Origin of the sequence: Paenibacillus amylolyticus (genome assembly GCF_050990605.1) — a bacterium.
GTDB classification, from domain to species: Bacteria; Bacillota; Bacilli; order Paenibacillales; family Paenibacillaceae; genus Paenibacillus; species Paenibacillus amylolyticus_H.
The window spans coordinates 6,364,768-6,380,502 of sequence record NZ_CP158832.1 but is presented as its reverse complement, the minus strand read 5'-3'; the positions used below and the strand labels follow the sequence as shown (position 1 = coordinate 6,380,502).

Genomic DNA, 15,735 nt, shown 5'->3' with positions numbered 1-15,735 from the left:
ATCCAACGTTTCCAGCACACCGTGAGGGAGCTTTTTTTACGATAGAAACGTGAACATTATATGACATAAATATGGAAATATGGAGATAATCAAAATGATTTCTGGATATCGTCCATGGGACAGCCGGATCGACTCTTTTATAATTGGTAATGAGAATCAATCTCATATATAAAGTGTAGTTCAGTATTTATCTTATATAAGCAGAACACGAGGAGGACCCATCCGTAATGACGTTTCAGCCCAACCCAACCACTCCTGGCAACCTTGAGCATATCGCACGCAGTACCGTTCAAATCCCGCATGCCGAACAATGGACCATGAAATCACGTTCAGGCCATCACGCCTATCAGATCATGGTATTCAAGCCTGCCGAACCTCCGCCTCAGTCCGGTTACCCGGTAATCTACCTGCTGGATGCCAATTCCGTATTTGGCACGATGGTGGAAGCAGTTCGTGTGCAGGGACGCAGACCCGAGAAGACAGGAGCAGTCCCAGCGATTGTCGTAGGCATTGGGTACCCGATCACGGGCCCCTTTTCCCCTCATCGATATTATGACTTTACTCCAAAGGCCACAACGGAATATACCCAAAAATCCGATGGTACATCTCTTCCGGAACAAGGAGGTGCCGATGAATTCTTGCGGTTTCTTGAAGAAGAACTGAAGCCGGATATCGAGCAGCAATATCGGATTGACCAGGACAGACAGGCTATATTCGGTCATTCGCTTGGCGGGTTGTTCGTGATCCATGCGTTGTTCACGAAGCCAGAAGCCTTTCAATATTACATCGCGGGAAGTCCCTCGCTGCACTGGAATCAGAAGGTCCTACAGGCTGAGGAACAGGAATTCGTCGCAAGACTGGAACAGCATCCAGTGAACGTCAAGGTGTGGATTGGTATGGGAGAACAGGAGAAGACCCACCCGGCTCGTAACAATGATAAGGCATCCAGTCTTACGGAACGCTTATCCGCATTGAAGCAGCCGGGGCTGGATATCGCATACACCGAGTTCGAAGAAGAGAATCATGTCTCGGTATTGCCATTTTTGATTAGTCGTACGATGCGTTTTGCCTGTAGTCCGGAGTCATAAGGGAGGTACACGAGGTGAGCTACACAGGAATTGATGGAAAAGTGGCCGTGGTCACCGGTGCTGCGCAAGGGATCGGTGAAGCGGTGGCGAGATTGCTTGCCCAACAAGGCGCTATCGTTGCTCTGGTAGATCGACAGGAAGATGCGTTGAATCAACTGGTCACCGATCTGCGCAGTCAGGGCCATCAGGCAACAGCACACGTTGCTGATATATCGGATCGTCAAGTCGTTGAGGATACCGTTCAACGGATCGAAGAGACCGTGGGTCCCGTTGGCATTCTGGTGAATGCCGCGGGTGTACTGCACACAGGGGCAGTTAGTGAGCTGACAGATGAAGAATGGACGAGGACGTTTGACGTGAATACACATGGTGTATTTTACATGTCGCGTGCGGTAGTGAGAAATATGGCTGAACGCCATACAGGTGCGGTGGTTTTTGTTGGTTCGAATGCTGCGGGTGTTCCGCGAATGCATTTGTCTGCCTATGCTGCCTCCAAAGCCGCTTCGACCATCTTCACCAAATGTCTAGCTCTGGAATACGCGGATCGGCATATTCGTTGCAACATTGTCTCTCCAGGCTCAACGGATACGCCAATGCAGCGTGCCATGTGGCAGGATGAGCAGGGCGCAGAGGCAGTCATTGCAGGCTCACAGCAAACCTTCCGCCTGGGCATTCCGCTGAACAGGATGGCATTGCCAGAGGATATCGCGGACGCGGTGGTCTACCTGGTATCGGATCAAGCCAGACATATAACAATGCATGATCTGTGTGTGGATGGGGGCGCCACGCTTGGTGCCTGAATCAAGAGATATGGAGATGATGAATCATGTCAAAAGCGGGTACGGTTACTGCAACTTCCGCCATACAACTCCTGAAGCAATATCGGGAGGGGACGTCTTTTTTCTGGTCTTCACCGCAACATACCTTGCTCGCGCAAGGAGAACGGATTCGTTGGTCTCCGCTACATGAGGAGCACGCAATTCAATCAGATTCCAGCGATTCTGCTGATGTTATTGAATATAAACATAAGGAAGGGATAGATTTTTTCATAGACTATATTCAACAGCTTATGGACAAGGCCAAACGAGCTGGTCAATCGAATCCGCTGGTGGTTGGCGCCCTTCCGTTTGATCCGCTGGACGCTGCTGCTGAGCTATATGTGCCAGAGACGGTGCAGTGGGCTGAACCGCTACCCTCGGAATCACGAGCATCAATTCAGAAGCTGCCAGCAGCCGTAGGTTGTGAAATCGTCGAGGCACCTGAGGGGACAGTATATGAGCAAAGTGTAGACAATGTATTGGTTGACCTGAATCAGGGTGATCTCCACAAAGTCGTGTTATCCCGTACGCTTGAGGTGACTTCACAGACCATCGTAGATACGCATCAATTGCTGCGTAATCTGTTCAGGGATAACACGCATGGATATACATTTGCTGTACCAATGAGGGGCGTAACCCAGTCCAAAAGTACTCTAACAACGAATAATCAACAAATGAAAATAGATGAACAATTTGAAAATAAAACGATTCGCACCTTCATCGGGGCAAGCCCGGAACTGTTAGTTACCCGGAAAGGGTTAAACGTACGCGCCAATCCACTGGCAGGCTCTGCTGCCCGGAGTGAAGATCCAGCGGAAGATCGCCGCCGCGCAGAGGCTCTGCTGGCTTCAGCCAAGGACCGGCATGAACATGCCGTAGTTATTGAGGCAGTTGTGGAGGCGCTGCGTCCATTATGCCGACAACTATCCGTTCCAGCAGAACCTTCGCTGATTCAGACGGGCACAATGTGGCATTTATCTACCGAAATCCACGGAGAGCTGGCGGACGCGGCCACAACGTCGCTGGAGCTGGCTTTGGCTCTTCATCCCACACCCGCCATCTGTGGAACACCTGTACAGGCTGCGCGGGCGGCGATTAAGCAACAGGAACCGTTCGACCGGGGATTATTTACGGGAATGGTGGGCTGGTGCGACAGTGAGGGCGACGGCGAGTGGGCCGTTACGATCCGATGTGCTGAAGTGGAAGGCACAGCTGTGAAATTGTTCGCGGGGGCGGGCATTGTAGCAGGTTCTACAGCAGAAGCAGAGCTGGCGGAGACTGCTGCCAAGTTCAGAACGATGCTGCTCGCAATGGGTTTGGATTCAACCGTGTCCAGTCGGAAGGAGGAATGAGCAATGTTGTCAGGATATCAGGCTTGGCCTGAGGAATTTGCAGAGCGTTATCGGCAAGAGGGTTGCTGGGAAGGGGGTACGTTTGGAGAAATGCTTCGCCAGCGTGCTGATCTATATGGCAATCGGGTAGCCGTTATTAGTGGTGAAGATCAATTCACTTATGCAGAACTGGATGACCGGGTAGATCGATTGGCTTCCGGTTTATATGCTACAGGCATACGACAGCATGACCGGGTTATTATTCAGCTGCCCAATATGACGGCGTTTGTTGAAGCGTGTTTTGCTTTATTTCGCATTGGTGCGTTGCCTGTATTTGCTCTTCCTTTGCATCGAAAGAGCGAAATCACATATTTCGCTCGTTTCTCCGAGGCCGTAGCATACCTGATTCCGGATCAGGATGGGGGATTTGACTACCGCACGTTGGCAGAGGAGGTACAGGCAGAGGTGCCGGGCCTTCGGCATATTTTTGTGGTGGGAGAGGCCGGGCCCTTTACAGCGTTAGAAGATGTCTATGTAGAACCTGTCACGCTACCTGATGAACCGACGTCTTCAGATGTTGCTTTTCTACAGTTGTCGGGCGGAAGCACCGGGTTATCCAAGATGATCCCACGTACTCATGATGACTACATTTACAGCTTGCGAAGAAGCGTTGAGGTGTGTGGTCTCAGTCCCGAAAGCGTCTATCTGGCTGCACTGCCTGTAGCACATAACTATCCAATGAGCTCACCAGGCATTCTGGGCACGTTGTACGCAGGTGGCACGATTGTGCTGTCACGTGGATCAAGCCCGGATGAAGCCTTTCCGCTGATTATGCGCCATCAGGTAACGATTACGGCTCTGGTGCCGCCGCTGGCTCTCGTCTGGCTCAATGCAGCGGCTGCCCGAGGAACCAAGCTTCCGTCGCTCCAGGTGCTTCAAGTGGGAGGAGCCAAATTCAGTGCAGAGGTGGCGGCACGTGTCAAACCCGTCCTTGGCTGTACATTACAGCAGGTGTTTGGCATGGCGGAAGGGCTGGTGAACTACACCCGTCTGGATGATTCGGAGCATGTCATTACCCATACACAAGGGAAACCAATGTCTCCCTATGACGAGGTGCGGATTGTGGATGACGAAGATGTTGAGGTGGAGCAGGGACAAGCCGGACACCTGCTGACACGCGGGCCCTATACCATTCGTGGTTATTACAAAGCGGAGGAGCATAACGCCAGATCGTTTACTACCGACGGTTTCTATCGCACAGGCGATATTGCAAGTCTGACGGCTGACGGATATCTAGTTGTCGAGGGGCGGGCGAAGGATCAGATTAACCGTGGCGGGGATAAGGTGGCTGCCGAGGAAGTGGAAAATCATCTACTGGCCCATCCCGGTGTGCATGATGCAGCTTTGGTCTCCATGCCCGATGAGTATCTGGGCGAGCGCTCTTGCGCCTTTATCGTGCCAAGCGGTGAAGCTCTGGCAGTGGGCGAGATCAAATCTTTTCTACGCAATCGGGGCCTGGCCAGTTATAAAATTCCGGACCGGATTGAGTTGGTGGATGCTTTTCCGAAGACACAAGTGGGCAAGGTCAGCAAAAAAGCACTACGGGAAATGTTGATTACCAAGCAACCTGTATCTAACTAAGAATTACTAACAGATAACGTTAAATTTTATCAATTGAACTAATCATTTACACGAGAACGTAGAGGGCAGAAATAACCTGAAGAAGCGAAGTGTTCGCCTTTATCAGCGATCGGAAGGTTATTCTGTCATCGGAGTGGCAAGTGTAAACATTCTTTAGTTCAACTGATATGGCTGAACATGATCTGATAAATATAGCTGAAAAGAGGGATATTCATGGCACTTCCAGTGATTCAACCATATGCAATGCCTGTAGCGTCGGAGCTTCCGGTCAACAAGGTAGCCTGGACACCGGATGCGAAGCGTGCAGTACTTTTGATCCACGATATGCAGAACTATTTCATGAATGCATTTACGGCGGGAGCATCCCCGGTGGTGGAACTGATTGATCATATTGCACAACTTCGTTCAACGTGTCATGAGCTAGAAATTCCCGTAGTCTACTCGGCACAACCGGGTGGACAGACACCGGAGCAGCGTGGGTTACAGCTGGATTTCTGGGGTGCGGGAATCGATGGCGGGCCTGTGCAAAAAGAAATTGTAGAATCGCTCGCACCCGCTCCACAGGACACCTTCATGACCAAATGGCGCTACAGTGCCTTCCAGAAGACGGAACTGCTTGAGTTGATGGAACGGCAGGGCCGGGATCAATTGATCGTCTGCGGCATATATGCGCATATCGGATGTCTGATGACATCAAGTGAGGCATTTATGAGAGACATTCAGGCGTTTCTGGTTGCCGATGCGGTTGCTGATTTTTCGGAGGAAAAACATCGGATGGCGCTGACGTACGCAGCAGAACGGTGTGCGGTAACACTAACGACTGAACGTTCGATTGCGTTGCTGAGTGCGTCAGCCGCAACCAGAACTGGAGGTACAGCTACATCCGAGGTGCAGCTACAATCGGCATCCACCGCGGAGACTGGGCATGTCGTGGAAGGACGAGAAGGCGTTGATCAGGCAAGACTGGCAGCATTAAGGACTCAGATTGCCGATCTGTTACAAGAGCAGCCCGATTCCATTGGGGAGCATGATGATCTGATTCAGAACTGGGGAATGGATTCCATTCGCATGATGAGTCTGGCTGAACGTTTTCGCGCGGAAGGCGCAGAGGTTACCTTTGTTGATCTGGCGGAGCAGCCTACATTGGCAGCTTGGGCAGGACTCCTCGATAATGCCCAACCGAAAGTACTGCCGAACGGAGACTACTTTTGAGCGGGGTGGTGCAGATGTCGCATAGTCGGAACACAGCTTGGCCTTTATCTTCTGCACAGTCTGGCATCTGGTATGCCCAACAGTTGAATCCGGACAACCCGATGTACAACACGGCCGAGTATGTGGTTATTGAAGGTCAGATCCATACGGGACGATTTGAAGAAAGTGTACGCCGTACGGTAATGGAGGCCGAATCGCTCAATATGGTGTATGGCGAAAATGAGCAAGGCCCGTGGCAATCACTGCGCACCAATATGAATGATTGGACATTTCATGTCATGGATGTGCGTGATCAGGCTGATCCTCATACGACTGCGCTCGAATGGATGAAGCAGGATCTGGCGCGGCCTGTTGATCTGGCGATTGGACCACTCTTCACAGAAGCTCTGTTCCGGGTGAGTGAGGATCGATATTACTGGTACCAACGCATTCACCATATTGCGATTGATGGGTACGGCGTATCCCTGATCACACGCAGGGTTGCCAGCCTGTACTCTGCAAGCATTCGGGGAGAGGGTATGGAACAGGTGCAGGGTACGGCGGCGTTTGGATCACTGACTTCCGTTCTCGAAGAAGATGAAGCCTATTCAGCCTCCACCAACCGAAAGCAGGATCAACAGTTCTGGATCGACCGATTCGCGGACGCACCGGATGTGGTCAGTTTGGGTGAACGTGCTCCGCGTACATCAACCGAGTTCCTGCGGCAGATTATAGTGCTCACACCGTCACAGCGAGAGCAAATGCAAACAGCAGCGGGTAGATTCGGTGCGACTTGGCCGGATCTTTGTGTAGCGGCAACAGCGATCTATATGCACCGGATGACAGGGGCAGCCGATGTTGCTCTGGCCCTGCCCGTGATGTGTAGATTGGGTTCAGCATCGCTGCGTGTTCCAGGCATGGTCATGAATGTGCTTCCGCTCCGCCTGTACCTGGATTCGCAGATGAACTTGTCTGAATTGATGGGACAGATTGTGAAAGAGATTCGGACCGTACGCAAACACCAGCGATATCGCCATCAGGACCTGCGGCGGGACCTCAAGCTTCTGGGAGAGAATCGGCGTCTGTTTGGACCGATGATCAATGTAATGCCCTTCCATCATGAGTTGAATTTTGCAGGTGCACGCGGCATGATTCATAATCTGTCCACGGGTCCAGTTGATGATCTGTCGATTCATATTGTAGACCAGGGACATGGTCATGGACTGAGTATTGCTTTTGATGCGAACCCTTCGATCTATATGGACTCGGAACTGCGTAATCATCAGCTTCGCTATGTGCAAATCCTGCAATCCATGATGTCAGAAGGGACACAAGACATATCGGTTGGACAGATGGACATCCTGCTTCCTGCCGAACGGGAACAAGTGCTGGAAGGATGGAATCAGACGCATCATGCCATCGCTGAGTGGAATTCAGCAGCGCTATTTGAACAGCAGGTTCGGCGTACACCTCTTGCAACCGCAGTGACATTCGAAGGGACATCGCTGACCTACGCAGAGCTGAACGAACGTGCGAATCAACTGGCACATGAACTGATACAGACTTACGGAGCAGGACCGGAGCAGGTGGTTGGCATTGCGATGTCTCGTTCACTGGAAGTGGTCATTGCGATTGTAGCTGCTCACAAAACAGGAGCAGCCTATCTGCCGCTTGACCCTGATTATCCCAAGGAGCGCTTGATCTACATGCTGGAGGATGCCAAGCCTGCTTGTGTGGTGACAGTTATGAACGACTTCTCTCACATTCCGCAGACGTCCAGTGTACCGATTCTGGTCTTGGATGAATCGGATATGATACAGGCAGTGAGCTGCCAGATGGGAAGTAATCCCGAAGGTGATGATCTGGCAGGCATAGCTTCTCTGCTCAACCCTGCGTATCTGATCTATACCTCCGGTTCTACCGGTAAGCCCAAGGGTGTAGCTGTAACTCATCTGGGATTAGCCAGTTTGCTTGAAGATATGAAGACGAGACTACAGGTGGGTCCGCAGGATCGCTGGCTGTCGGTGACCACGATTGCTTTTGACATCTCCGTGCTGGAAATCTTCCTGCCACTGACGACTGGAGCAAGACTTGATATCGCGAAAAAGGAAACGATTCTTGATCCGGCAGCACTGGCCGGGAAGATGAGAGAACAAGAGACGACGATCATGCAGGCTACACCAACGTTATGGCAGTCTCTGGTGACCAGCCGCCCGGGAAGGTTCGACGGGCTAACGGTGATTACGGGAGGAGAGGCCTTATCTGAGGAACTGAAGCTTTCGCTGGAGGCGTTGGGTTGTCAGGTCAATAATCAGTACGGGCCAACGGAGACAACCATCTATTCTACAGCTGCATCGCTGGGGAATGAACATACAGGCAAACCATCCATTGGTGGTCCGGTTCGTAACACACAGCTCTATGTGCTGGATCAGAGCATGCAGCCTGTACCTCCGGGCGTAGCAGGGGAATTGTATATCGCAGGAGAGGGACTTGCACGGGGATATTTGGGCAGACCTGATCTGACCGCAGAACGTTTTGTCGCGAGTCCCTTCGGACAACCGGGCAGTCGAATGTATCGGACAGGGGACTTGGCCAAATGGTTGCCAGATGGTTCCATCGATTATTTGGGCCGGGCAGATCATCAGATCAAAATCAGGGGCTTCCGCATTGAACTGGGAGAGATTGAGTCGGTAATCTCCAGATATCCGGATGTAACACAGGTTACGGTCATGGCACGTGAAGACCAACCTGGGAATCAGCGTTTAGTGGCATATATTGTGGCGGATGCTGAAGAATGTCAAGTTGACATCGATCTGGCTGATATAAGAGCACATGTAGCTGATACGTTACCGGATTATATGGTGCCCTCTGCCTTTATGCTGCTTCCCGAGATGCCGCTGACACCGAACAAAAAAATCGACCGCAAACAGCTTCCTGTGCCTTCTTTGGCATCTGATACAAACGGGAGGGAGGCACGTACACCGCAGGAGGAGATCCTTTGCAGCCTGTTTGCCGAGATTTTGGGTGTAGCTCGGGTAGGCATTGATGATGATTTCTTCGAACTGGGTGGACATTCCCTGCTGGCCGGGCGAATTACAGCCAGAGTGCGTGATGTATTCGGTGCAGAACTGAATATCGGAAGTGTATTTGAATCTCCGACAGTAGCAGGGCTTGCCAGAAAGCTGGATCAGGCGAAGTCCGTCAGACCCGTTATTCAGCCTGTTCCGCGTGCGGGTGAGATTCCGCTTTCCTTTGCCCAGCGACGGTTATGGTTCCTCTATTGCCTGGAGGGGGCTAATCCAACCTACAATATTCCGTTAGTTGCCCGGTTGACCGGGAAGCTGGATGTGGACGCTCTCCGAAACGCTCTGCAAGATATTGTTGCCCGTCACGAGACGCTTCGCACATTGTATCCCCCAGATCTGGGTTCGGCGAGCCAACATATTCTCCGTGCAGCAGATGTAACAGTGAATATGAAACTTACCCGGGCTTCGGCTGAGAAGCTGCCCGAGCTGCTGGCAGAAGCATCGCGTTACAGCTTCGAGCTTAGTACCGAGCCGGGCATACGTGCGGAATTGTTCCATACGGATGCGGACGAACATACATTGCTGGTGCTGATTCACCATATTGCAGGGGATGGTTGGTCCTTATCACGGCTTATCCGGGACTTGTCGGAGGCTTATACTGCTCGTCTGCGTGGGTCTGCTCCGGCTTGGGAGTCGCTACGCATTCAGTATGCAGATTATGCGGTGTGGCAGGAGAGCCTGCTTGGGGATGAGAAGCGGCAGGACAGTCTGATCGCGAGGCAGTTAGCGTTCTGGACTGACCGGCTCGCAGGCTTGCCAGAACAAGTCACGTTCCCGGCAGATTATGCCCGTCCAGTGGTGTCCAGTTACCGAGGCGGGACGGTGCCATTTACGATCAGCCAACGTCTGCATGAGCAACTTGCGACAGTTGCCAGAGAACATAAAGTCAGTCTGTTTATGCTTCTGCATTCAGCGTTATCTGTGCTGCTTACCCGAATGGGTGCAGGGACAGACATTGCGATAGGCACACCGATTGCCGGACGGAGTGACGATGCGCTGGATGATGTCGTGGGGATGTTCATCAATACGCTTGTCCTGCGTACAGACACTTCGGGCGATCCGACCTTCCGAGAGCTGTTGGCCCGCGTGCGGGAAGCAGATCTTGCTGCTTATGAACATCAGGAGTTACCGTTTGAACGGCTGGTCGAAGTGCTGAATCCGCCCCGATCCCGTTCCAAACATCCGCTCTTTCAGGTGATGCTGGTGCTGCAAAATACGCCAGATGTGCGTCTTCACCTGCCAGGGGTTGAAGCAGAGACTTGCATCCACGGGGTGGGTTCATCCAAATTCGATCTTACGCTTGAACTGACGGAGAAACGGGAGCAGAACGGAATTCCGGCCGGAATTGAAGGTGTACTGGAGTATAGTGCAGACCTCTACCGTGAATCGACTGCCGCAGAACTGGTCGTTCGGTTGATGCAGGTGCTTGAGGATGCTGTACAACAGATGGATGAACGCATTAGCAGATTTGACCTGGTTACACCGTCAGAGCATGCCCGGCTTGAAAAGGAGTGGACATCTACACCGGATGAAGGGCCACAACTGACTATAGCCGAGCGTTTTGAAGTGCAGGCAGCCGCTTACGCAGATTCGGTAGCCCTCCATTGTGAGGATATCCGTATGACTTACAGGGAGCTGAATGCACGGACTAATCGACTGGCGAGATTGTTGATCGCAGAAGGCATTAGGCCGGAACAGATGGTGGCATTAGCCTTACCTCGTTCGGTAGAGATGGTCGTAGCCATTCTTGCTGTACTCAAAACGGGCGCTGCCTATCTGCCACTGGACCCCAACTATCCGGCAGATCGTTTAACGCATATGCTAACGGACGCAGCGCCGAAAGTGATTATTACAAGTACAGAGGTATACGCCCTGCTGCCGCAGATTGCGAACATTGAATGTATTAACATGGACGATCTGCATACCTTGCAGCAATTGGAATCGATGGATGAGCGAAACCCGGCAGACCATGAACGGAACGGACGGGTAACTCCGCTGAGTCCGGCTTATATGATCTATACCTCGGGTTCAACAGGGAAACCCAAAGGTGTCGTGATTCCACATGCGAATGTCATCCGGTTATTGAATGCAACGCAGCACTGGTTCCATTTTGACGAGAGCGATGTGTGGACGTTGTTCCATTCCTATGCATTTGACTTCTCCGTGTGGGAAATCTGGGGCCCTCTGCTGTATGGAGGCAGCTTGGTTGTTGTTCCCCATGAGATTAGCCGATCACCTGGAGCGTTCCTGCAACTGCTTGCCGAGCAAAATGTAACCGTACTGAACCAGACGCCATCTGCGTTCTACCAACTGATGCAGGCCGACAGGGAAAATCCGGTCTGGGGACAGCAGCTTACGCTTCGCTATGTGATCTTTGGAGGCGAGGCACTGGAGCTGGGACGGTTGGACGATTGGTATGAACGCCATGCGGATGACGCTCCAAGGCTCATCAACATGTATGGTATTACGGAAACAACAGTCCATGTCAGCTACAAAGAACTTCACGCAGGTAGCGCTGCGGAGGGCGCAAGCAGCTGGATTGGATGCGCTATTCCAGATTTGCGCGTCTATGTGCTGGATGATCATCTGAAGCCTGTGCCAACAGGTGTAACTGGAGAGATGTATGTGGCGGGAGCGGGTCTGGCTCGTGGCTATTGGGGAAGGCCGGATCTCACGGCAGAGCGATTCGTCGCCGATCCATATGGTGCACCGGGTACACGAATGTACCGTACGGGAGACTTGGCAAAGCGCCTGCACGATGGTTCACTCGATTATCTTGGACGAGCTGACCAACAGGTGAAAATCCGCGGGTTCCGCATTGAACTTGGCGAGATTGAGGCTGTACTGGCCAAACATCCGGGCGTGGCTCAGGCGGCTGTTATCGTTCGTGAAGATCAGCCAGGGGATAAGCGTCTTGTGGCATACGTTGTTCCTGCACCGGATAGTGAAGCAGAACTGGAAACGGCTGCGTTACGCCGACATGCGGGAGCGAGCCTTCCGGATTATATGGTTCCATCTGCGGTTGTTGTGATGGAGATCCTGCCACTTACGCCAAATGGCAAGCTGGATCGCAAGGCATTGCCTGCACCAGAGCTGCAAGGTTCGGCTAATGGCCGAGCACCACGCAATCCGCAAGAACAGATTCTCTGTGATCTGTTTGCAGAAGTATTGGGATTGCGAAGTGTGAGCATCGATGACAGCTTCTTCGAACTGGGAGGTCATTCGTTGCTTGCGGTCCGCCTGATGAGTCGAATTCGTGAAGCGATGGGTGAGGAGCCGGGCATCGGTATTTTGTTCGAAACGGCCACAGTGGCTGGACTGGCTGAGCGATTGGAGATGGGTGCAGATTCCGGGAAAAGCTCACTGCAAGTGTTGTTACCCCTCCGGACGCATGGTCAGCATTTGCCCGTATTCTGTGTGCATCCGGCCGGAGGGCTCAGTTGGTGTTATGCCGGTTTGATGAAACACCTGGGTATGGAGTATCCGCTGTATGGATTGCAGGCAAGGGGGATTGCCGAGTACGAGGTGCTTCCGTCGACACTGGAGGATATGACGGCCGATTACATCCGTCACATCCGGTCTGTGCAGCCCGAAGGTCCGTATCGTTTGCTCGGCTGGTCACTGGGTGGCAATGTCGCTCAGGCTATGGCCGTGCAGCTTCAGTCCGAAGGAGAAGAAGTGGAGTTTCTCGCTATGCTGGATGCTTATCCGAGTCATTATCTGCCTATTCGCGGCGAACCGGATGAGGAAGAAGCGTTGACGGCATTACTTGCACTCGGTGGATATGATCCGGACAGTATTGGGGATGGGCCGCTGGATATGGCAACAGCGATGCGTATCCTTCGGAGTGAAGGCAGTGCGTTGGCAAGTTTGGATGAAGAAACGATCATGAAGCTGCGGAAAACCTATGAAAATTCCGTCCGGATCTTGGGGGCGTACACGCCATCCCGATTCGAAGGTGACCTGATCTTCTTCCGGTCCACCATTATTCCCGACTGGTTTGATCCGATCGAACCGGAGATGTGGAATGCATACATCGGAGGAAAATTGGAACGTCATGATATTGCCTGTCGTCACAAAGACCTTTGTCAGCCGGGTCCATTGGAGGAAATCTGCGGTACTCTGTCCGTCCGGCTTGAGATGCTGAACAAGAAGCGTAACATTCAACACAAATAGGAGGATAAGCTGATGAGCAACCCTTTTGAATATGAAGACAGCAGTTATTTGGTGTTAATGAATGATGAAGGACAGTATTCGCTGTGGCCTGCATCCATTCCGGTACCGACAGGTTGGACCCTGATGCTGGGGAAGGCCAAACGACGTGTATGTCTGGATTACATTGCGGAGCAGTGGACTGACCTGAAACCGCTGAGTCTCTGTGATGAAACGGGGATGCCGGGCATGATTCATGAGGTTGGTAGATGAGGTTTCGTCTGAATCCAAAGGCAATTGTGAGCATTGTGTATGTTTTGGCGATGTTTATGGTTGCCATGGATGCAACAGTATTAAACGTAGCTCTACGAACCATTAGTGAAGAACTGGGGGTTCCCCCGGCTGCTGCGGGAACCTTGAATGTGGGGTATTTGGTGAGTTTGGCGGTATTTCTGCCTGTCGCCGGATGGCTTGGTGATCGATGGGGCACGAAAAGGGTTTTCCTGTCTGCACTGACACTGTTCACAGTATCCTCTGCGCTTTGTGCAACGGCTGATCATCTAGGCACATTGACATTTTTCCGCATTTTGCAGGGAGCAGGGGGTGGTCTGCTTACACCTGTAGGGATGGCGATGCTGTTTCGGACCTTTCCTCCGCAGGAACGGGCGAAGGTATCTCGCATGTTGGTACTGCCCATCGCCCTTGCTCCAGCTCTCGGGCCGATTGTGAGCGGATTGATTGTGGATCAGCTGTCATGGCGCTGGATTTTCTATGTGAATCTGCCCGTCGGTATTCCAGCGGTGATCTTTGGCATGCTGTATCTGAAGGAGCACAGAGAACAGGGAGCTGGTCGACTGGATCTGCCGGGTTGGTTATTATCTGCGCCGGGACTCGCACTGACGATGTATGCGCTCAGTCAGGGACCACTGCGGGGCTGGACGTCACCGCTTATTATGGGAGCGGGCTTTGCAGGCATTCTGCTTCTGACGTTACTCGTCGTGGTGGAGCTGCGCGCCAAGCAGCCGTTGCTTGATCTGCGTTTGCTGAAGCACCGACTGTTTCGCTATACAGGCTTAGTATCCGTATGTGGGGCAGCCGGGCTGTTGGGTATGTTGTATGTGTTTCCGTTAATGTACCAAAATGTACTACAGGCCTCTGCTTTGGAAACCGGGTTAACTACATTCCCGGAAGCGCTGGGATTGATGATTGCTTCTCAGCTTGTCCCGTGGACTTATCCGCGGCTGGGTCCGCGGAAGCTCATCTCGATGGGCTTGATCTGTACAGCTGTTATCTTCATTACACTTAGTCAGATTACAGTGGATACGAACCCATGGTTCATCCGTTCATTATTGTTCGGTGTGGGAATTTTCCTGGGACAGACGGTAGGGGCAGTACAGATCGCTGCATTTGCCCAGATTCCTCCTGCATCCATGGGACGAGCTTCCACCTGGTTCACGGTGCAAAACCGTCTGGGGTCAGCCATCGGCATGGCTTTGCTCTCTGCTGTTCTGGCAGGTGTAGGTACAACAACGGTGACTGCGACAGGCACGATGGAGCCGAATATGCTGGCTTACCGTTTGGCTTTGTTGGGGGCAGCAGCATTTCTGCTCATCGGGCTGTGGTTTGCTCTGAAAATCCGCGACGCTGACGCGGCAGCCACGATACGGAAATCTAGCAGTCAGGGTCTCTTTCGAAGACCCAAAAAGTCTCCATCATTGGTCCAAAAATCGTCTGTGCAATCGAAAGGATAACCTTATTATCTTAATAGATACCAAAAATCCCTGACAGATTCGCCAGGGATTTTTGGTATTTATTTAAATGTGATTGCTAGTTGGTATATCTACAATAAAAATCTAAAAGCTTATAATTGCTATGATCATCCGTGTATTGCTTTGGTTTTAAGCTGCTCGAGCAATAATCTGATTATTTTCCAGAACCGCTTGAGCTTCAGCGTTTGCAGGACGGTAGCCTTTTTCGAGCAACTCTTTAATGTAGATTTTGTTGTAAACAAAAGAGAATACAATCCCACTAATCCACGCTCCGAATCCTACAGTGAAAATACCAACGGCTACGGAGATCAAGAACATGATGGCAGCCCATTTCAAATCACCACGGAACAACGCAGGGAAAAATCCGAAAAATAATGTTGTCCAGCTGAAACCTACTTTCACGTTCTTGGTTACACCTGCACTGTTTTGCAAAAAGATATGCATCTGTCCACTTCCTTCTAAAGTAATGAATCGGAGAGAGAATCGAGTACTAACAAGTATGTATTGTGAATCTAGTCATAAATACCTGATCATTATTACCTATTCTTCTTCCTTTTGGTCCTATAGTACCATTAACTGGACAGGATGTTAATCTTTTTTTGAAAATTATGGTTTTCTATGAGATATATTCTCATTTTGATTTTGATTAAAGTAAAAAT

The 15,735-nt window shown here is 51.6% G+C and carries 9 protein-coding genes; 8 read left to right on the top strand and 1 reads right to left on the bottom strand.

The window, feature by feature from the left end:
- Positions 1–227: 227 nt before the first annotated feature.
- The 8 genes from ABTV53_RS28095 (at position 228) to ABTV53_RS28060 (ending at position 15,058) form a co-directional block, all read left to right on the top strand.
- Entirely contained in the window at positions 228–1,088 is an 861-nt protein-coding gene (locus tag ABTV53_RS28095) for an alpha/beta hydrolase (RefSeq protein ID WP_433748891.1), read from the top strand.
- A gap of 14 nt (positions 1,089–1,102) precedes the next feature.
- Positions 1,103–1,888, top strand: coding sequence for a 2,3-dihydro-2,3-dihydroxybenzoate dehydrogenase (locus ABTV53_RS28090; protein ID WP_433748888.1), 786 nt, complete (start codon positions 1,103–1,105; stop codon positions 1,886–1,888).
- 26 nt (positions 1,889–1,914) lie between these two features.
- Positions 1,915–3,258 carry an isochorismate synthase DhbC gene (gene dhbC, locus ABTV53_RS28085; protein WP_433748886.1) on the top strand — a complete coding sequence of 448 codons (1,344 nt, stop codon included), beginning with the start codon at positions 1,915–1,917 and terminating at the stop codon, positions 3,256–3,258.
- Between the two features lie 3 nt (positions 3,259–3,261).
- Positions 3,262–4,878 carry a (2,3-dihydroxybenzoyl)adenylate synthase gene (locus ABTV53_RS28080; protein WP_433748883.1) on the top strand — a complete coding sequence of 539 codons (1,617 nt, stop codon included), beginning with the start codon at positions 3,262–3,264 and terminating at the stop codon, positions 4,876–4,878.
- A gap of 213 nt (positions 4,879–5,091) precedes the next feature.
- Positions 5,092–6,090, top strand: a complete 999-nt coding sequence (locus ABTV53_RS28075; protein WP_433748880.1) for an isochorismatase family protein — start codon at positions 5,092–5,094, stop codon at positions 6,088–6,090.
- A gap of 14 nt (positions 6,091–6,104) precedes the next feature.
- Entirely contained in the window at positions 6,105–13,331 is a 7,227-nt protein-coding gene (locus ABTV53_RS28070) for an amino acid adenylation domain-containing protein (RefSeq protein ID WP_433754360.1), read from the top strand.
- A 12-nt stretch (positions 13,332–13,343) separates the two neighbouring features.
- Positions 13,344–13,580 carry an MbtH family protein gene (locus ABTV53_RS28065; protein WP_433748877.1) on the top strand — a complete coding sequence of 79 codons (237 nt, stop codon included), beginning with the start codon at positions 13,344–13,346 and terminating at the stop codon, positions 13,578–13,580.
- Complete coding sequence (locus ABTV53_RS28060; protein WP_433748874.1) at positions 13,577–15,058, top strand: MDR family MFS transporter; 1,482 nt, start codon at positions 13,577–13,579, stop codon at positions 15,056–15,058. The genes ABTV53_RS28065 and ABTV53_RS28060 overlap by 4 nt, the downstream gene beginning before the upstream one ends.
- 147 nt (positions 15,059–15,205) lie before the next feature.
- Here ABTV53_RS28060 and ABTV53_RS28055 read toward each other — a convergent pair whose 3' ends face one another.
- Positions 15,206–15,520 carry a DUF2628 domain-containing protein gene (locus ABTV53_RS28055; protein WP_124116796.1) on the bottom strand — a complete coding sequence of 105 codons (315 nt, stop codon included), beginning with the start codon at positions 15,518–15,520 and terminating at the stop codon, positions 15,206–15,208.
- Positions 15,521–15,735: the final 215 nt, after the last annotated feature.